We start from the raw sequence: 17,679 nt of genomic DNA, 5'->3' as shown, positions 1-17,679 counted from the left end.
AACAAAAAACGATAAGCGGGGGCCCTTCCTTACCCGCCGCAGGCGGAGTTGGGCAGCGGCGGTGGTACGCCGACCGTGGGCAACCCGAGCGAGACCCCACCGGTACGCGGTGCCCGGCCCGCTTCGGCGGCGTCACCGGCCCGGGTGCGGCGGTGGGCCAGCGGTTCGCCGTCGGCGTTCAGGTGGTGCGGTGCGGCGTAGCTGACCGTGGTGTGCACGATGTCGCCGGGGCGGATCCTCCCCTCGTACGAGCCGGCGGCGAAGTGCACCAGCCTGCCGTCCCGGGCCCGCCCGGAGAGCCGGCCGGTGCGCTCGTCCTTGCGCCCCTCCCCCACCGCGACCAGCACCTCGACCGGGGTGCCGACGAGTTTGCGGTTCTCCGCCCAGGTGATCTCCTCGACGCAGCCGATCAGCCGGTCGTAGCGCTCCTGGACCACCTGCTTCGGCAACTGGTCGGGCATGCTCGCGGCCGGGGTGCCGGGACGCTTGGAGTACTGGAAGGTGAAGGCCGAGGAGAAGCGGGCCTCGCGGACCACCTCCAGGGTCCGCTCGAAGTCTGCCTCGGTCTCGCCGGGGAAGCCGACGATGATGTCGGTGGTGATCGCCGCGTCCGGCATCGCCGCCCGGACCTTCTCGATGATCCCGAGGTAGCGCTCGGCCCGGTACGACCGGCGCATCGCCCGGAGCACGGCGTCGGAACCGGACTGCAACGGCATGTGCAGCGAGTGGCAGACGTTCGGCGTCTCGGCCATCGCCGCGATCACGTCGTCGGTGAAGTCCTTGGGATGCGGGCTGGTGAAGCGGACCCGCTCCAGCCCGTCGATCTCGCCGGTGGCCCGGAGCAGCTTGCCGAAGGCGAGCCGGTCGCCGAACTCGACACCGTACGAGTTCACGTTCTGGCCGAGCAGGGTGATCTCCAGCACACCCTCGGCGACCAGGGCGCGTACCTCGGCCAGGATGTCGCCGGGGCGGCGATCCTTCTCCCGGCCGCGCAGCGACGGCACGATGCAGAAGGTGCAGGTGTTGTTGCAGCCGACCGAGATCGACACCCAGCCGGCGTACGTCGACTCGCGCCGGGTCGGCAGGGTGGAGGGGAAGACCTCCAGCGACTCCAGGATCTCCACCTCGGCGGCGGCGTTGTGCCGGGCACGCTCCAGCAGCACCGGCAGCGAGCCGATGTTGTGGGTGCCGAAGACCACGTCGACCCAGGGTGCCCGGCGGACGATCTCACCCCGGTCCTTCTGGGCCAGGCAGCCGCCGACCGCGATCTGCATGCCGGGGCGCTTGTCCTTGGCCGGGCGGAGGTGGCCGAGGTTGCCGTAGAGCCGGTTGTCGGCGTTCTCGCGTACGGCGCAGGTGTTGAAGACCACCACGTCCGGATCGTCGGAATCGGCCGCCCGAACGTAGCCGGCCTGCTCCAGCAGTCCGGAGATCCGCTCGGAGTCGTGCACGTTCATCTGGCAGCCGTAGGTGCGCACCTGATAGGTACGCGGGCTGCCGAGGGCTGCGGTAGTCATGACAGTGACAGAGTATCCGCAGGGCCGGGGAAGCCAGTTCCCCCGGGACGTCCACCCCCGCCACCGGAAGGAAGCGCCATGTGCCGGAGCATCAAGACCCTTCGCCAGCCGTACGCCGAGGTCGTCACCGAGACGGACATCGAGGCGGCGGCGTTGCAGTACGTCCGTAAGATCTCCGGTTTCCGTGCCCCGGCCGCGCACAACGCGGCGGCCTTCGACGCCGCGGTGGCCGCCGTGGCCGAGGCGACCCGGAACCTGCTCGACCAGCTCGTGGTGAAGGGCTCCGGGCAGGCGGCGGCGGATCGCTAGGAGACCACTGAATAATCCGGCGTGCCGTCATCCCACTTGATCGGGTTTGATCGATAATGGGTAGGTGCAGGGTCGTTCTGAGTCTGGGCCGCAGTTGTGGGACACGGCGGCGCTGGTTGGGCATCTGGTGCCGGCGGGCAGTGTGTACGCCCTGCTGGCCGAGCATCGTGACGTGTTGTTCCCGGACGGGATGTTCACCGATCTGTTCCCGTCCGGGCGGGGCCGGCCGTCGCTGCCCGGCGCGGTGATCGCCTCGGTGCTGGTGCTGCAGACCCTGCAGGACTACTCCGACCCGGAAGCGGTCCAGGCGGTGCGCTGCGACCTGCGCTGGAAGGTGGCCTGCGGGCTGCCGATCGACCACGCGGGTTTCCATCCCACGACGTTGACGGTGTGGCGGCAGCGGCTACGTGCTTCCGGGCGCCCAGACCGGATCTTCGACGCGGTCCGGCAGGTCGTCGCCCAGACCGGGGTGCTCAAGGGCAAGACCCGCCGGGCTCTGGACTCGGTGGTCTTCGACGACGCGGTCGCCACCCAGGACACCATCACCCAGCTGATCGCCGCGATGCGCCGGGTCCGCCGCGAGGTGCCCGGCGCCGCCGTGGTGATCGCGGAACGCTGTCACTCCCATGACTGGGACGATCCGGGCAAGCCCCGGATCGTCTGGGACGACAAGAGCGCCCGTGATGCTCTGGTGTCGGCGCTGGTCAACGACGCACTGATCGTCGTTGACGCGTTCACCGGCACGAAACTGGACGAGTCCGCCGAGCAGGCCCTGGCCCTGCTGGCGCTGGTCGCCGGGCAGGACGTGGAGCCGGCCGACGGCTCGGACGGCACCGACGGCCGGTGGCGTATCGCCCGCCGGGTCGCCCCCGAGCGGGTGATCTCGGTCGTCGATCCGCAGGCCCGGCACGTGCACAAGACCGTCCATCACCGCCAGGACGGCTTCAAGGGTCACGTCGCGGTCGAGCCGGACACCGGTCTGTTCACCGGCGCTGACCTGACCGAAGCCGCCGGCACGGACAATCATGAAGCGGTGGTCGGGCTGAACCTGCTCGCCCACGACCCCGACCTGAGCAGCGTCGAGGATCTCGAAGTCCTGGGTGACACCGCTTACGGCACCGGTGAGGCCCGAGCCGGCCTGACCGCAGCCGGTCACACCCCGATCATCAAGCCCGCCCCATTGCGCCCCGCGGTCGAGGGCGGGTTCACCATCGATGACTTCACCGTCGACGAACTGGCCGGCACAGTGACCTGCCCGAACGGCCTGATCCGACGACTGACCGCGAAACGCACCGCCACATTCGGCGCCGGCTGCCGCGGCTGCCCGCTACGACAGCGATGCACCACCGCCAAAGACGGCCGCTCGATCAGCCTGCACCCCCATGACCAGGTACTACGCGCCGCCCGCGCCCGATGGGCCAGCAACCAGCATCTGCGTGACACCTACCGCCGGCACCGGCCCATGGTCGAACGCTCCATCGCCTGGCTCATCGGCCCGAAAGGCCGCTGCCGCAAACTGCGCTACCGCGGCACCGCCGCGAACGCCTGGTGGCTGCGCACCCGCATCGCCGGACTCAACCTACGCCGCTTGCTCAACCTCGGCCTCACCCGCCAGCCCACCGGCTGGGCCCTGGCCTGAACCACCCCGACCGGGACTTCCCGACAGCCCACACCACCTCACAAGCTGCCTCAACGACGGGGAAGACAAGCCCGCAGCCCAGCCACGCGCTGTGACCACCGCCGCAAGACGGCCTCTTGAGACACCTTCCCCGTCACCTCCGACCACCGCCTCCCCAAAACCCGGGATTGTTCAGTGATCTCCTAGGCGGCGGCGAGTGCCGGGATGACCGAGTCGGGGACCCAGCGCGACCGCTGGCAGGGTGACCAGCCTCGGCAGCGCGGGCTGAGCTGCGTGCAGAGCCGCTGCTCGGAGAGGATCTCGCCGTCGTCGGTGTCCCGTACCTCGTGGTGGACGGGCCGGATGGTGCCGTCCACCGCCACCAGCAGGTGCCGCCCGGCGTCGAGGGTGTCGTCCGGCAGCAGGCAGGCCCGGCCGAGCCGGCGGGCGAAGGCCGAGACGGCGCTCACCTCCGGCAGGTCGGCCGGCACGCCGTAGCAGTCGACAGCGGTGGGGAACTCACCGGGGCAGTGCCAGACGTCGACCAGGAGCGCGCCGTGCGGCAGCCGGGCCGGGTCGACCCCGCCGAGCGGCAGCACCGGTACGTCGAGCGCGTCGGCAAGCGCCAGGCGGATCTCCGAGGCGGCGACCCGCCCCTCCGTCCTCCAGTTCCACAGCTCGATCATTGCCGCCTCCTCGCCGTCATCGGTCGTGGCTGGATGCCAGTCTCGGTCGGCATCCCCCGTCGGGCCGAGCACCTCCGTACCTGGGTGTAACGGCCTCACCCACGATGGTGCCGGGCCGACCGGGTCGGGAGCGGCTAAGTTACCGGTCTGTGACCATATCCGCCGAAATCGACGACCCTTGACTACCTATTGTAGTCGGCGACCGCCACCCTCCCGGCGCAGCGCGCCGACGCCGCTCACCGAGCGTGGTCTGGTAGAGCGACTCGCGTCGGGCACCGGACACTTCGGGCGCTGCCGATGTCCGCCCTTGTGATGATCGCCAGGTACCCCGGCGTTCGCGAGAACCGTTCCACATGCAACAAGGTGTACGGTCCGAAGTGGCGGTCCCCGTGCCCACATCCGGATCGATCTCGGCGGATGGGCCGCCGATCAGCACCCACGGCCGAAGACTGGTAGACCGGTGTACCGTCCGGTTCGGTGGCTCGCCGGAGTCGCGGCTGGCGGGGCAGCGCGGACCGCTACCTGGGAGTGTCCGATGTCTGATTTCGGGTTCGCGGCTCGGATGCGGGAGCTGCGCGCCGAGCGCGCCATCTCGCTGCGCAAGCTGGCCGCCGTCGCCTTCTACGGCAAGAGCTACCTTCACGAGTTGGAGACCGGGATGAAGGAGCCCACGCCACAGGCGGCCGAGCGCATCGACGCCGCACTCAGGGCGGGCGGGACGCTCGCCGCGCTGGCCGGCACCGGCCTGCGCAGGCGGGAAGTGATCGCCCGGGCCGGCCTCGCCGTCGCGCTCCCGCACACGATCCTCAGTCACGGCCGCCGGATCGGCGCAGACACGCCGCGGCAGATCGCCGACCGGACCGCCCGGCTACGGCGGATCGACGACTACCTCGGCGGCGCGGACACGGTCGCGATGTACGCAGCCGAGCTGGAGTCGACGCTGCGGATCATCCAGCACGGCAGCTACCCGGAGGCCACGGGGCGCGAGTTGCTGAAGATATACGCGGAGCAGGCGCAGATGGCCGGCTGGGCGGCGTTCGACGCCGGCCGGCACGACGACGCCGAGCGGTGGTACCGGTCCAGCCTCGCCGCCGCGCGTGACGTCGGGGATGTCTCATCGGCCGGCAACGCGATGGTCTTGCTCGCCTATCAGAAACTGGCGCTCGGGCGGGAAGCGACAGAGACGATCACGGCGGCGTACGACACGGCCGCCGCGTCGGCGACGCCTGTCGTCCGGGCGCTACTGCACCTGCGCCGAGCGTGGGTGCATGCGGTCAACGGGCATGCAAACGACACGGAGCGGCACTTGGATTTCGGCGCGATGTGCCTCGGCGAGCACCGCGACCGACCCGAGCCCGACTGGGTGTACTGGGTCGACCACCGGGAGGCCGAGATCATGGCCGGTCGATGCTGGGCTGTCCTGCGACGGCCGATGCGAGCCATCCCGATCCTCGAAGCCGTACTCGCCCGGTACGAGGACACGCACGCCCGGGACAAGGCCCTGTACCTGTCCTGGCTGGCGGACGCCTATCTGGACGCGAACGAGGTCGAGCAGGGCTGCGCCACTGCTGCCCGCGCCGTCCGGCTATCTGCCGGGGTGGGGTCGGCCCGGCCAGGACAGCGGATCGAGGCATTCGTGGGCCGGCTCGGCCCGTATGCGCAGATGCCCTGCGCCGCCGAGCTGCGAAGTCTGGTCAGCGGCCCGCTTCAGGGCTGACCGAGTTGGACAGCCAGGCCAGGCAGTCGGCGGATCCTGCCACGATCGGCGTGGCCGTCACCTGCGGGTTGTCCCAGGGATGGCGCTCCAGCAGCGCCGCCTCCAGCTCCGCGTACCGGTCCGCCGTGGTGTAGAGCAGCAGGCGCCACTCTTCTCCGGTGCCTTCTTCGCCGAGGTGCCAGAACACGCTGGTCACGGGCCCGATCACCTGCGCATTGCCGGCCAGCCGGGCACCAACGGCGTACCGGGCGAGCGCGACCGCCACCTCCCGCGTCTCGGTCGCAGTGGCGACTTCCAGACAGTCGGTCACACCGGAAGCGTAGCCGTCCGCGGACACCACGGCGGACAGGCGGAGGACGCGTCACCGCTGTCCTACGCACGTGTCGACCGGCGAGGCTGAGGTCAGGGACGCCGAGGGGATCCAGTACCTACACCTACCTCCGGCGTTCCGGCCGGTCCGGAGCTTCGTCCCCCGGACGTTCCGGGCCGGCGCCGGATGAGGTGGAGAGTGGCGCTTCGTGACTGGTGTCCGGGGCGCCACGGCCCGGGAGGTGACGGAAGAGTGGATCTCGTGGACCGGTGGCGGGCGGATCGCCGGATCGAGGAGCAGCATCGGGACGGTGGCCGGTGTGCCGAATGCGGCCCCCGGGGTGGGTGTGTGGTGCTGCTCGCCGCCGTCCGTCGCCGGGTCGACCGGGCGGGGCACCGGCACGATCCGGTCGGGCTTCGGGAGGCTGGTGTGATCCGGCTGGTGCGGCGGTGGCTGACTGTCGAGTGGCCGGTGCCGGTGGAGTGCGCCTTCGCCCGTCTCGTCCTCGGTGCCCACGCGTTGCGGCGGTGCGGCCGGTGTGGTCCGGACGGCTGCCCGCTGTGGTCGTGGGCGGTCGAGATGCACCGGCGGGAGCAGGCGGTGCGGGTGCTGCTCGGTGGGACGCTGCCGGCGGCGGTCACCGCCGGGGATGTCCGGGCGGCGCTGGAGCGGGTCCGGTGAGCGTGCCGCAGAGCGCTTCCGGGCTGGCCGTCGACTGGGCGTGGGCGACCGTCACCACCCATGCCGAGCGGGCCGGTGTGGCGGCTGTCGGGGGTCGTGGTGCCCGACGGCGGAGTGGGCGTTGTGGGTCGTCATCACCGACGCGCTTGTCGGCCGGGATCCGCGACGGTGTCAGCTCGTCACCGTGGTGGCCCGGCAGGTCCTCGACGCGCACTGGCCGCGCGGGATCGACGGCTGCCGGCCGTGCGGGCTGCCGGACTGCGGCCGCATCCAACTCGCCGGCACGTGGCTGGAGGTCGTCGGCGACGACGCGATCCCCGAATCGGTGCGGATCCTGCTCCCGTCCGCGACCCCGACACCGGAGGACCTACGACGGATCACCGGCATGAACGGCCCCACCACACCGGACACATGATCAGACCACTGTCCGCCGGACGTCCCTTGGCGGCCCGGCCCCCTGGTGTCGCGACAACGGGCCGGGACAGGCCGCCGGTGTGTGTCCGGCCGCTGGCCACGGCTACGCGCAGGTAGGCGGGCCGGACCGAGAGGCACCGCCAGACGAAGGCGGCCCCGGCCGACCCCGGCGAGGACCGGTCCGTTAGAGCCGTTTGTCGGATGTTCGTCAGCCAGAACTTTGCGGTGATTCCGACCGTTTCACCGGGTAGTAGGAGTCGTTGGAGGTACTTACGATGGCGCTACCACCCGACGAGGAGGCAACAGTGACACCTCCACTGGCTGCACAGACTGCAGACGATGATATCGAGGTAGTAGTCCTCACCCCTACGACGCAGCGACTCGCCATCGAACGCGCACTCAAGGAAATCGGTATTAGTCGGGAAGAACTCCGCGATCAGGCCAGACGAGGGCGATTCAAGTCTGTACGCGCACATCAGCTCTGGATGGCGACGGGTGGCTCGATCTGAACTAGAACGAGCGTCCCACGACTTCGCCCGAACCATCCAGCAGGTCCTCAACGGCACGGTGTGCCGCTTCGCTCGAGTCGGGGCGGCGCTCCTGTCTGAGCCGATCGGATACACCTTCATCGGCCTGAACGTCACGCGCACCAACCCGATCGGCCAGCCAGTGGGACTGACGGTCGATGGCAAGAAACCGTACGCCTGGCTGAACGTGGGCTTCACCGCGTGGATGAAGGACGGACACCTGACCGTGTACAACTCGTTCATCACCCTCAGCTTGGACGAGATGGGTGACCAGACGATCTTCCACTACGACTACGAGCGCGAGAAGGACACTCGCGACGGATACACCGAGGCACATCTCCAGATCCACGGTCAGTCGGACAAGCTCTCCGCTCTACTGGATGCGGCGGGGCGTCCGAAAACCTCATTGGAACGACTCCACTTCCCAGTCGGCGGACGCAGGTACCGGCCCTCGTTGGAGGACGTGATCGAGTTCCTCATCAGCGAGCGCCTCGTGCGCTCGCATCCGGTCTGGAAGGAGGTGCTTGACGCTAACCGGGACGCGTTCCACGACAGGCAGCTACGGGCGGCGGTCGGCTTCCGACCGCAGGTCGCGATGGACGAACTGAAGAAACTCGGCCACCTCTGACCCTGTACACCGGGAGCACCCGGCCCCCGAGATCGAGACCCGGCCGCCTATGTAGTTGGCGGCGCGACGGGCTGATGCGATCTGTGGCCATGCTGCGGCCCTTCGGCGGGCGTTGATCATGCGCCAGACGAACACCGGAAACGGCGCACCGCCTACTGTCAGGGGCGGAACAGCGCCGCTGGCCGGAGAGGCGGGCAGGCGCCTGGTGATCCTCGCGGTCTTCACAACCGGTGCGGCCGAGTAGCTCGGTCGGGCGGGTTCGATTCCCGTACGCCTCCGCCAGCAATTTCCGCGACTTTGCCGCGACGGCCTCGTCGCCCGGTTTCCGGCGTCCGTCGGTGCCGGCTGCGCAGCCACTAGCAGCAGTCAACTACTCCAGGTTGTCAGAACCTTACGCCTAGCAACGATCACCACCGTTGGTGTTATCGCCCCGTGATGAACTCGATTACATTCCAGCACGTCAGGTCCCCTAGAGTTGCCTAACCGATTCGGCTGGAATCCGGTGTGGCAGACCAGGACGAGACAGGTGGGGGCATGACCGAGCTGAGCGAGGCGGGCGGAGTGACCGGTGCGACCGATCAACCGCTCATCAGGCTTGACGGGGTCAACAAGTGGTTCGGCCCCCTGCACGTGCTGCAGGACGTCGACCTGACGGTCGCGCGCGGCGAGGTCGTCGTGGTGATCGGTCCCTCGGGCTCCGGCAAGTCGACGCTCTGCCGGGCGATCAACCGGCTTGAGCCGATCAACTCCGGCACGATCACCTTCGACGACCAGCCACTGCCGGCCGAGGGCAAGGCCCTGGCCCGGCTGCGCAGCGAGGTCGGCATGGTCTTCCAGTCGTTCAACCTCTTCGCGCACAAGACGATCCTGGAGAACGTCACTCTCGGCCCGATCAAGGTCCGCAAGGAGAAGTCCGCAGTTGCCCGGGAACGGGCGATGAAGCTGCTCGAGCGGGTCGGCATCGCGAACCAGGCCGGGAAGTATCCCGCGCAACTCTCCGGCGGCCAGCAGCAGCGGGCGGCGATCGCCCGTGCCCTGGCCATGCAGCCCAAGGCGATGCTCTTCGACGAGCCCACCAGCGCCCTCGACCCGGAAATGGTCGGCGAGGTGCTGGACGTGATGACCTCGCTGGCCCGGGACGGCATGACGATGGTGGTGGTGACCCACGAGATGGGTTTCGCCCGGCACGCCGCCAACCGGGTCATCTTCATGGCCGACGGTCAGCTCGTCGAGGACGCCCCACCGGAAGAGTTCTTCGCCAACCCCCGTAGCGAGCGAGCCAAGGACTTCCTGTCCAAAATCCTCACCCACTAGGTATCCACAGTGGAGCGGACCGCCCGCCGGGTCTGGCCGCTCCGTCGACGAAGGAGAGAGCAATGCGCATGACGCGAGTGGCGGCGGCAGCCGCGGCCGCGGCACTGGCCCTCACCGTGGCCGCCTGCGGCGGTGACGACGGAGGCGACGCGGACACCGGTGCCGGCAGCAAGGACTTCGAGGCCGGCACCACGATGGCCCGGCTGAACGAGGCACAGAAGATCGTCATCGGCACCAAGTTCGACCAGCCTGGCTTCGGCCTCAAGGGCCTGGACAACAAGCCGGCCGGCTTCGACGTCGAGATCGGCAAGATCATTGCCGGTGAGCTCGGCATCCCCGAAGACAAGATCGAATACATCGAGACGCCCTCCGCCGTCCGGGAAGAGGTCCTGGAGCAGGGCAAGGCCGACATCGTGGTGGCGACCTACACCATCAACGACAAGCGCAAGGAGCGGATCGATTTCGCCGGTCCGTACTACGTGGCCGGGCAGCACATCATGGTCCGCTCCGACGACAGCTCGATCACCGGCCCCGACTCGTTCAAGGCCGGCGACAAGAAGGTCTGCTCGGTGCAGGGTTCGACCCCGGGCGACAACATCAAGCAGTACCTGGCCAACCCGGCCAGCCCCGGCGAGCAGCTCGTCCTCTTCGACGGCTACCAGAAGTGCGTGGACGCGCTGACCAACGGGCAGGTCGACGCGGTCACCACCGACAACGTCATCCTGCTCGGCTACGTGGCCAACAGCGACGGCAAGTTCAAGCTCACCGGTGAGAAGTTCACCGAGGAGCCGTACGGGATCGGGGTCAAGAAGGGCGACACCGCGTTCCGGGACTTCATCAACGACACCCTGGAGAAGATCTACGCCGACGGTCGGTACGAGAAGGCGTGGAAGGACACCGCGGGCAAGTTCGACGAGAACGTCCCGCAGGGCCCGGCCGTCAACCGCTACTGACGCCACCCGCGTCGACGGACGCAACAGGTAGGAGCTGGAAGGTGACCATGAGAGAGGCGTGCCCGTGAGTGTGCTCGTCGAACACTTCGACGTCTTCGTCGGAGGATTCTGGCTCACCTTCCAGCTCTGCGTCCTCGCCGCCATCGGTGCCCTACTGGTGGGCACCCTGGTGGCGGTCATGCGGATCTCCCCGGTCCCGCCACTGCGCTGGATCGGTACGGCATACGTGACGGTGTTCCGGAACAGTCCGCTGACCATCGTGATGTTCTTCGCCGCGTTCGGGTTGCCGGCGCTCGGCTCCAACGCCGACTTCCTCCGCATCCCCGGGCTCACCGGCATCTTCTCCCGGCTCGGCATCGACCTGCCGTACTTCCGGTTCGCCGTGCTCGCACTGGCGCTCTACACCGCCGCCTTCGTCTGCGAGGCGATCCGCAGCGGCATCAACGCCGTACCGGCCGGCCAGGCCGAGGCCGCCCGGGCCATCGGCCTCACCTTCGGACAGAACCTGCGGTACGTCGTCCTGCCACAGGCGTGGAAGTCGGCGGTCGTGCCCCTCGGCTCGGTCATCATCGCGATGATCAAGAACTCCGCGCTCGCCGGCTTCTTCGGGGTCGTCGGGGACCTCTCCAACTCCGGGACCAACCTGACCAGCGCGCTCGGCGAGCCGATCATCCCGGTCTTCACCGGGGTCTCGCTCGGCTACCTCGTGATGACCGTGCCGCTGGGCATCCTCCTCGACCAGATCGAACGGCGCCGGGCGGTGGCGGCCCGATGACCGCGACGGGACTCCGGGGGACGACCGACGGCATGCGCGTGACCAACGAGGGAGTGCCGGCATGAGTGAACAGCAGACGGTGCTCTACGACGCCCCCGGGCCCCGGGCCCGCCGGCTCACCCTGATCGTGAGCGTGCTCGCCGCCCTCGGGATCGCCGCCGTCGGATACTTCCTCGTCTATCGGCCGCTCGACGAGAACGGCCAGTTCACGATGGAGAAGTGGGGTCCGCTTATCGACCCCGGCAACGAGGTGTTTCCGCTGGTGTGGGCGCGGCTGCGGGACGGCTTCGTCGCCACCCTCACCGCGGCCGGGCTGGCGATCGTCTGCTCGCTCGTCTTCGGCACCCTGCTCGCCATACTCCGCATCCAGCTCAAGGCGCTCAGGAAGCGGCAGTTCGCCGGGCTTTCCGCGCCGGCCGCCTGGTCGCTGCGCGGGCTCGGCTGGGTCCTCAACGCGATCACCCGGTTCTGCGTGGAGATCTTCCGTGGCCTGCCGGTCGTGATCACCATCTTCTTCGTCGCCAGCGCCCTGCCCGATCTCGGCGTCGACCTCGGCGACGTCCTCTGGTACCTGGTCATCGGCCTGACCATCTACAACGGCGTGGTCATCGGCGAGATCCTCCGCTCCGGCATGGAGGGCCTGCCCGGCGGCCAGCGGGAGGCGGCCCAGGCGGTCGGTTTCACCTCGTTCCAGACCACCCGGATGATCCTGCTGCCACAGGCGTTCCGGATCATGCTGCCGGCGCTGATCAGCCAGCTCGTGGTGGTGCTCAAGGACACCTCGCTCGGCTTCATCATCAGCTACGAGGAAGTGCTCCGGGTCAGCCGCTTCATCATCGACAACCTGGCGAACCCGATCCAGGTCTACGCGGTGGTCGGCGCCATCTACATCCTGATCAACTATCTGCTCTCGAAGCTCGCCGAGTACGCGCAGCGGCGGCTCGCCCGGGGCCGCAGGACCCGCGACCTACCGGCCGGGACCGCCCCGCCGTCGATCCTGCCGCAGGGCGTGCCCGGCGCCGCCAGGGACGCGGAGGACACCGGCCGGGAGCAGAGCGCGGCGCCCACCAGCGGCACCAGGGCGGACGCCGGAACCAGCTGACCCGGGCGCCCCGTCCGGAGGGACGGGTTCAGCGGGCGATCTCGGTGACCCGGGACTCGCGTACCACGGTCACCCGGATCTGACCCGGATAGGTCAGCTCCTCCTCGATCTGCTTCGCCACGTCCCGGGCCAGCACCGCCGAGCCGATCTCGTCGACGTCGTCCGGCTTGACCATCACCCGGATCTCCCGGCCCGCCTGCATCGCGAAGACCTTCTCCACGCCCGACTTGCCGGCGGCGATCTCCTCGATCCGCTCCAGCCGCTTGACGTACGCCTCCAGGCTCTCCCGGCGCGCGCCCGGCCGACCGCCGGAGCAGGCGTCCGAGGCCTGGGTCAGCACCGCCTCGATCGTCTGCGGCTGCACCTCGTTGTGGTGCGCCTCGATCGCGTGTACGACCTCCTCGGCCTCGCCGTACTTGCGGGCCAGGTCGGCACCGATCAGGGCGTGGCTCCCCTCCACCTCGTGGGTGAGCGCCTTGCCGATGTCGTGCAGGAAGGCGGAACGCTTGATCAGCGGCACGTCCAGGCGCAGCTCGGCGGCCATGATCCCGGCGATGTGCGCGGTCTCGACGAGGTGCTTGAGCACGTTCTGCCCGTACGACGTCCGGTAGCGCAGCCGGCCCAGCAGACCGACCATCTCCGGGTGGATCTCGGTGATGCCGACCTCGACCAGGGCGTCCTCGGCGGCCCGCTGGCAGAGCCGCTCCACCTCGTGCCTGGCGGTCTCGAAGACCTCCTCGATCCGGTGCGGGTGGATCCGCCCGTCCAGCACCAGCTTCTCCAGGGTCAGCCGGCCGATCTCCCGGCGTACCGGGTCGAAGCAGGAGAGCAGCACCGCTTCCGGGGTGTCGTCGATGATCAGGTTGACGCCGGTGACCGACTCGAAGGCGCGGATGTTGCGCCCCTCGCGGCCGATGATCCGGCCCTTCATCTCGTCACCGGGCAGGTGCAGCACGCTGACCACGCTCTCGGCGGTCTGCTCGCTGGCCACCCGCTGGATGGCGTCCACCACGACGTGCCGGGCCCGCTGCTCGGCGGTGTTCCGGGCGTCGGCCTCGATGTCCCGGACCAGGATCGCCGCCTCGCGCTTGGCCTGGCCCTCGATCGCCTCCACCAGCTCGGCGCGGGCGGCGTCGGCGGTCAGCCCGGCAACCCGCTCCAGCTCCCGCTTCAGCTTCTCCTCCGCCTCGGTCAGCGCCGCCTCCCGGGCCTGGAGCGCCGCCTTCCGGGCCGTCAGCTCGGTCGCCTTCGCGGTCAGCTGGCGCTCCCGTTCGGCGAGCCGCTCGGCCTCCTCGGTGTGCAGCCGCTCCCGCTCGTCCATCCGCTGGGCCCGCCGCTCCACCTCGGCCGCCTGCTCCCGGGTGGTGGAGGCGAGCAGGGAGATCTCCCGCTCGCCGCTTCGCCGGGCCGATGCGCGTACCTGCTCGGCGTCCTGCTCCGCCTGCCGGTGCGCACGGTCCAGCACCGTGTCGGCCTCGGCGCGGGCCGCGTCCAGCACCCGCTGCGCCTCGGCGCGGGCGGCGCTCGCCTCGGCCTTCGCGGCGGCGGCGTCGGCCCGAGCGGCGGCAGCGGCCGACTTGGCCGTGTCGACGCTCGACGACGCCTCGTCCGCCGCGGTACGCAGCGCGGCGAGTGACTGCTCCTGCCGGTCCTTCTCGGCGGCGAACGCCGGATCGTCCGGAGGCGGCGTGACGGCCACGCTCCCGATCCGGCGCAGCGCGCGGGCGCCCAGACTGATCGCGACGAGCACCAGCGCGGCGAGCCCGACCATCGCGGCCAGCAGGGCCCATTCGAGGCCGCTCATGCCGGCTCCTCGGTGTGGCGCAACCCCCTGCTGATTCTGGCCCGCTCGGTCATGGCCGCCTCCCCTGTGCCGTCCGCGCCGGAGAGCCACGCCCGTGGGTGAGGCGTGCCCTGCGGCTGTCACGACGCCCGACCGAGGCGGCTGGCCGAGGGTACGGTCACCGGGCAGTGTCCCCCCGGGGACACCGCCGACGACCGTGCGGTGGTGCTCTGCGGTCACCGGACCGGCCCGCCCGGTAACCGAGGTGTCTGGCCGAGGAACCGGCCGAAGTGATGCCGTACTGTTACGCGATCTATGTTGTGCGCTTAGCCTGCGATGGTCGGGAAAACTCGTCTAAGGCGAGGCTAGGTCGCGATGGGGCATTCGGTCAAGAATCTCATGATCCGACCGCGTGTCTGACTCTGGGCAATGACACGCTCACGCGAAGCTGCTTTTCGGGCGGGCATAAGGGGCGAGTCCGGTATCCGACTCGCCCGACCGGCAGCTATCGGCGGGTCCGGGGTTCGCGACGGAACCGCTCCCAGTCGGCAACTCGATCGATATTCGCCGATCTAGTGGCCCGCTAGTGGCCCGGCGGTAGGTGGCCGGCCGCCCGGGGTGCACAACCGAGCGGCTCGCAGCCGTCTGACGGGTCACAGAGGGTCGCGGTCGGGGTCCGTGCCGTCTGACGGTTCACAGGGCGTCGCGGTCGGGGTCCGTGCCGGCTTCGGCCAGGGCGTCCGCATCGATCTGGTCGGCGAACTCGGCCGCCTCGGCGTCCCGCTCGGCCAGCGCCTCCTTGACGGCCCGGATCGCCACCCCGGCCGGGTAGCCCTTCCGGGCCAACATCGCGACCAGCCGCCGGAAGACCACCTCCGGGGAACCGGTGGCGCTGCGAAGCTTCCGGTCGACCAGGAGGCGGGCGGTCTCGGCCTCCGTCGTGTCGTCCAGCTCGCCGAGCGCCTCGGTCGCGATGCCGACCTCGACCCCGCGCTGGCGCAGCTCGTTGGCGAGCGCCCGGCGGGCCAGCCCTCGGCCCTGGTGACGGCTGCTGACCCAGGCGCGGGCGAAGGCGGCGTCGTCGACGATGCCGACCTCGTCGTAGCGGTCGAGCACCTGCTCCACGACCTCTGGAGAGATCCCGCGCCGGGCCAGTGCGGTCGCGAGCTCGGCGCGGGTACGGGGCCGCACGGCGAGCTGGCGCAGGCAGATCTCCCGGGCACGCTCCGCCTCGTCATGGGGAGTTGCCGTCCCTGCCGCGGCTCCGCCGGCTCCTTCCGCCGCCGCTGGCACCGGCTCGCCGGGCCACTCGCCGGGCTGTCCGGTCGAGCCGCCGGACTGTCCGGCGGAGCCGGCCGGACCCCCTCGCCGGGAGCGGCCACTGCCGCCCGTACGGGCCGACGGGGCGGCGTCCCACCCCCGGCCCGTACGGGCACCACGTCGTCCTGCCACGTCGGTGTGGACCCGGCCGACCGTCAGAAGTCCACCGGCGGCAGCTCCGGACCGCCGGTGGCGTCGGCTCCGGCGGTCACGCCGACACCGAGCTTCTCCAGGATCTTCTTCTCGATCTCGGCGGCCACGTCCGGGTTCTCCCGCAGGAACTCGCGGGCCTTCTCCTTGCCCTGGCCGAGCTGGTCACCGTCGTAGGTGTACCAGGCACCGGACTTACGGATGATCGACTGCTCCACGCCGACGTCGATAAGCGAGCCCTCCCGGGAGATGCCCTTGCCGTACATAATGTCGAACTCGGCCTGTTTGAATGGCGCGGCGCAGTTGTGGACGACCACCGAGTCGGCCACCAGCGTGTGTAGTTCGTCAACTTCGACATCAAACGTCCGAGCGCGGCGGGCCGGCAGGATCTCCTTGACGGTCGCGTAGCGCACCTGCTCGGCAACAATCCCGTGCAGGAACGCGTCGTCAAGGGCGTCGGCCAACGCGGAGAGCCGGTCCCGACGGATCCGACGCAACCCCAGTACCTGCTTCATTCCGCCACGTGGGTCACCGGCGATCGCTCCGATAAGCTGGGCGGCGAGTCCTGGGGTGATCCCCCGACTCGACAGATGCGCCAGCACCGGTTCGGTCACCGCCGACGAAAGGTAACCTGCCTGCGATCCGCGACGGCGTCCGCCCTCGCTCTCCAGCGCCTCGTGCAACGCCTGACCGCGCGGCCCCCACAGCGGAACGGCCTCGGCGAAGGCCTCGACATTGTCGCTACCGGCAACTCGGACCTCGTAGCACAACCGCTTCCCCTGGACACGACGCCCCTCGATAAGGCTGGGACGCTGGCTGGTCGGGTCGTATTGACGTACCGAACTGACAATGCCGTACCGCAACAGCAGCCAGTGAATCTGATGCGCCAACTGCTCCGACGTAGTCGTGTAGCCCACCCGGACGGCACCGGTCTGTTCCTTGCTCACCCACCCGTCGCTTTCGAGTAGGCCGAAGAGAAGGTTGCCCGCGATCTCGTCGGACAGGTCCGGGTGGAAGAACTCGGCGGGCAGAGTCTTTTCCCAGACCAGCTTGCCGTGGATACCTGCGCGACGGCACAGCTCGAGCAGCCCGTTACGCTCGCCGGGCCGGTGGGAGAACGAGATCGCCAGCTTGTCCGCATGGGTGTGCGTGGCACAGCCCAGTTCACCCGCGATCCGCGCGGCATCCGCCTTCAGCGACTCCTGAATGTTGATGAACTGGACCGGTGTCTTGCCGCCGACATATCCGTCGCCGATCAGGTAGCCGAGCATCCGCGCCTGGTCTGGGGAGTAGGGCCGGTAGTCACCGAAGCCAAGGAACTGCCGTGGCTGCGCCACCCGATCCCCTGGGGTCAACTCGCCCGCGAGCTTCCAACCCAGGTCAGTCATGATCTTGTGATCCGGCGTGGCCCAGAGAAGTGCCCCGCCTCGCAGACGAACACCAATGACGTCCTGCTCGCCCTGATCGAACCAGGCGACAACCGGACGTGTGTGAAGCATGCCGTCCTTGGCTGCCGCGACGACCGAGACGGGAAGACGACCGTCCACGATCTCTTCGATCCGGTGAGTATGACCGGTGGTGGGATCAAAAATCGCCGTGCCCTCGGCCAGACACTTGTTCTTCACCACCTTGACCCGGGTGCGGTTGCCGACCACGTCGGTGCCGTCCTTGAGACTCTCGATACGCCGCACGTCGAGCCGGACCGAGGCGTAGAACTTCAGCGCCCGACCACCGGTGGTGGTCTCGGGACTGTTGTGCACCAGGATGCCGTCCGCGAGGTAGTTGTGCGAACCCTCGACTTCGATGTCGAACCGATCCATCGTCTTGTAGTCGCGTCGCATCTCGATGTCGAGAATCCGCGCGGGAAGCGGATGC

The 17,679-nt window shown here is 69.4% G+C and carries 16 protein-coding genes, 1 tRNA gene and 2 pseudogenes; 11 read left to right on the top strand and 8 right to left on the bottom strand.

Annotation, left to right across the window (positions count from 1 at the left end):
• Positions 1-29 precede the first annotated feature (29 nt).
• A complete protein-coding gene (miaB, locus tag ACN27G_RS05015; protein WP_421491595.1) occupies positions 30-1,517 on the bottom strand; it encodes a tRNA (N6-isopentenyl adenosine(37)-C2)-methylthiotransferase MiaB in 1,488 nt (495 codons plus the stop codon).
• Positions 1,518-1,595: 78 nt separating this feature from the next.
• On the opposite strand from miaB, the gene ACN27G_RS05010 reads away from it, so the two are divergent.
• Together ACN27G_RS05010 and ACN27G_RS05005 are read left to right on the top strand one after the other, a co-directional pair.
• Positions 1,596-1,826 carry a DUF2277 family protein gene (locus ACN27G_RS05010; protein WP_421491594.1) on the top strand — a complete coding sequence of 77 codons (231 nt, stop codon included), beginning with the start codon at positions 1,596-1,598 and terminating at the stop codon, positions 1,824-1,826.
• A gap of 64 nt (positions 1,827-1,890) precedes the next feature.
• Positions 1,891-3,465, top strand: coding sequence for an IS1182 family transposase (locus tag ACN27G_RS05005; RefSeq protein WP_421491308.1), 1,575 nt, complete (start codon positions 1,891-1,893; stop codon positions 3,463-3,465).
• A gap of 182 nt (positions 3,466-3,647) precedes the next feature.
• Here ACN27G_RS05005 and ACN27G_RS05000 read toward each other — a convergent pair whose 3' ends face one another.
• Positions 3,648-4,130, bottom strand: coding sequence for a hypothetical protein (locus ACN27G_RS05000; protein ID WP_421491593.1), 483 nt, complete (start codon positions 4,128-4,130; stop codon positions 3,648-3,650).
• A 535-nt stretch (positions 4,131-4,665) separates the two neighbouring features.
• Between ACN27G_RS05000 and ACN27G_RS04995 the strand changes: the two genes are divergently transcribed.
• Positions 4,666-5,847 carry a helix-turn-helix domain-containing protein gene (locus ACN27G_RS04995; RefSeq protein ID WP_421491592.1) on the top strand — a complete coding sequence of 394 codons (1,182 nt, stop codon included), beginning with the start codon at positions 4,666-4,668 and terminating at the stop codon, positions 5,845-5,847.
• On the opposite strand, the gene cutA is transcribed toward ACN27G_RS04995, so the two are convergent.
• Positions 5,825-6,187: a divalent-cation tolerance protein CutA gene (cutA, locus tag ACN27G_RS04990; protein ID WP_421491591.1), complete on the bottom strand. Its 363-nt coding sequence runs from the start codon at positions 6,185-6,187 to the stop codon at positions 5,825-5,827. The two genes, ACN27G_RS04995 and cutA, sit on opposite strands and share 23 nt — an antisense overlap.
• Before the next feature lie 222 nt (positions 6,188-6,409).
• Here cutA and ACN27G_RS04985 point away from each other — a divergent pair, with 222 nt between their 5' ends.
• From ACN27G_RS04985 to ACN27G_RS04950, 8 genes are all read left to right on the top strand, one after another.
• Positions 6,410-6,838, top strand: a complete 429-nt coding sequence (locus ACN27G_RS04985; protein WP_421491590.1) for a hypothetical protein — start codon at positions 6,410-6,412, stop codon at positions 6,836-6,838.
• Between the two features lie 121 nt (positions 6,839-6,959).
• The gene (locus ACN27G_RS04980) at positions 6,960-7,253 is read left to right on the top strand and encodes a hypothetical protein (protein WP_421491589.1); all 294 of its coding nucleotides are present in this window, start codon (positions 6,960-6,962) and stop codon (positions 7,251-7,253) included.
• Positions 7,254-7,747: 494 nt separating this feature from the next.
• Entirely contained in the window at positions 7,748-8,407 is a 660-nt protein-coding gene (locus tag ACN27G_RS04975; protein WP_421491588.1) for a hypothetical protein, read from the top strand.
• Positions 8,408-8,593: 186 nt separating this feature from the next.
• Positions 8,594-8,689 (top strand) — tRNA-Sec (locus ACN27G_RS04970).
• Between the two features lie 252 nt (positions 8,690-8,941).
• Positions 8,942-9,721, top strand: coding sequence for an amino acid ABC transporter ATP-binding protein (locus ACN27G_RS04965; protein WP_421491587.1), 780 nt, complete (start codon positions 8,942-8,944; stop codon positions 9,719-9,721).
• A gap of 62 nt (positions 9,722-9,783) precedes the next feature.
• Positions 9,784-10,674: a glutamate ABC transporter substrate-binding protein gene (locus tag ACN27G_RS04960; RefSeq protein ID WP_421491586.1), complete on the top strand. Its 891-nt coding sequence runs from the start codon at positions 9,784-9,786 to the stop codon at positions 10,672-10,674.
• 64 nt (positions 10,675-10,738) lie between these two features.
• On the top strand, positions 10,739-11,449 hold the full coding sequence (locus ACN27G_RS04955) for an amino acid ABC transporter permease (RefSeq protein ID WP_421491585.1): 711 nt from the start codon (positions 10,739-10,741) through the stop codon (positions 11,447-11,449).
• 61 nt (positions 11,450-11,510) lie between these two features.
• Positions 11,511-12,551 (top strand): amino acid ABC transporter permease, encoded by a 1,041-nt coding sequence (locus ACN27G_RS04950; protein ID WP_421491584.1) that lies wholly within the window; start codon positions 11,511-11,513, stop codon positions 12,549-12,551.
• 28 nt (positions 12,552-12,579) lie between these two features.
• Here ACN27G_RS04950 and rny read toward each other — a convergent pair whose 3' ends face one another.
• The 5 genes and pseudogenes from rny to ACN27G_RS04925 form a co-directional block, all read right to left on the bottom strand.
• A complete protein-coding gene (rny, locus tag ACN27G_RS04945) occupies positions 12,580-14,355 on the bottom strand; it encodes a ribonuclease Y (protein WP_421491583.1) in 1,776 nt (591 codons plus the stop codon).
• A gap of 672 nt (positions 14,356-15,027) precedes the next feature.
• Complete coding sequence (locus tag ACN27G_RS04940) at positions 15,028-15,786, bottom strand: regulatory protein RecX (RefSeq protein ID WP_421491582.1); 759 nt, start codon at positions 15,784-15,786, stop codon at positions 15,028-15,030.
• Positions 15,787-15,809: 23 nt separating this feature from the next.
• Positions 15,810-16,319, bottom strand: coding sequence for a hypothetical protein (locus ACN27G_RS04935; protein WP_421497238.1), 510 nt, complete (start codon positions 16,317-16,319; stop codon positions 15,810-15,812).
• 207 nt (positions 16,320-16,526) lie between these two features.
• A pseudogene (locus ACN27G_RS04930) lies at positions 16,527-17,429 on the bottom strand (LAGLIDADG family homing endonuclease); the annotation flags it as partial.
• Positions 17,409-17,624, bottom strand: a pseudogene (locus tag ACN27G_RS04925) (recombinase RecA); the annotation flags it as partial. The pseudogenes ACN27G_RS04930 and ACN27G_RS04925, both read right to left, overlap by 21 nt.
• Positions 17,625-17,679 lie beyond the last annotated feature (55 nt).

This window comes from Plantactinospora sp. WMMB334 (assembly GCF_049179095.1).
Lineage (GTDB): Bacteria > Actinomycetota > Actinomycetes > Mycobacteriales > Micromonosporaceae > Plantactinospora.
Note: the sequence above shows the minus strand (reverse complement) of the source record. Positions and strands in the feature narration are given on the sequence as shown.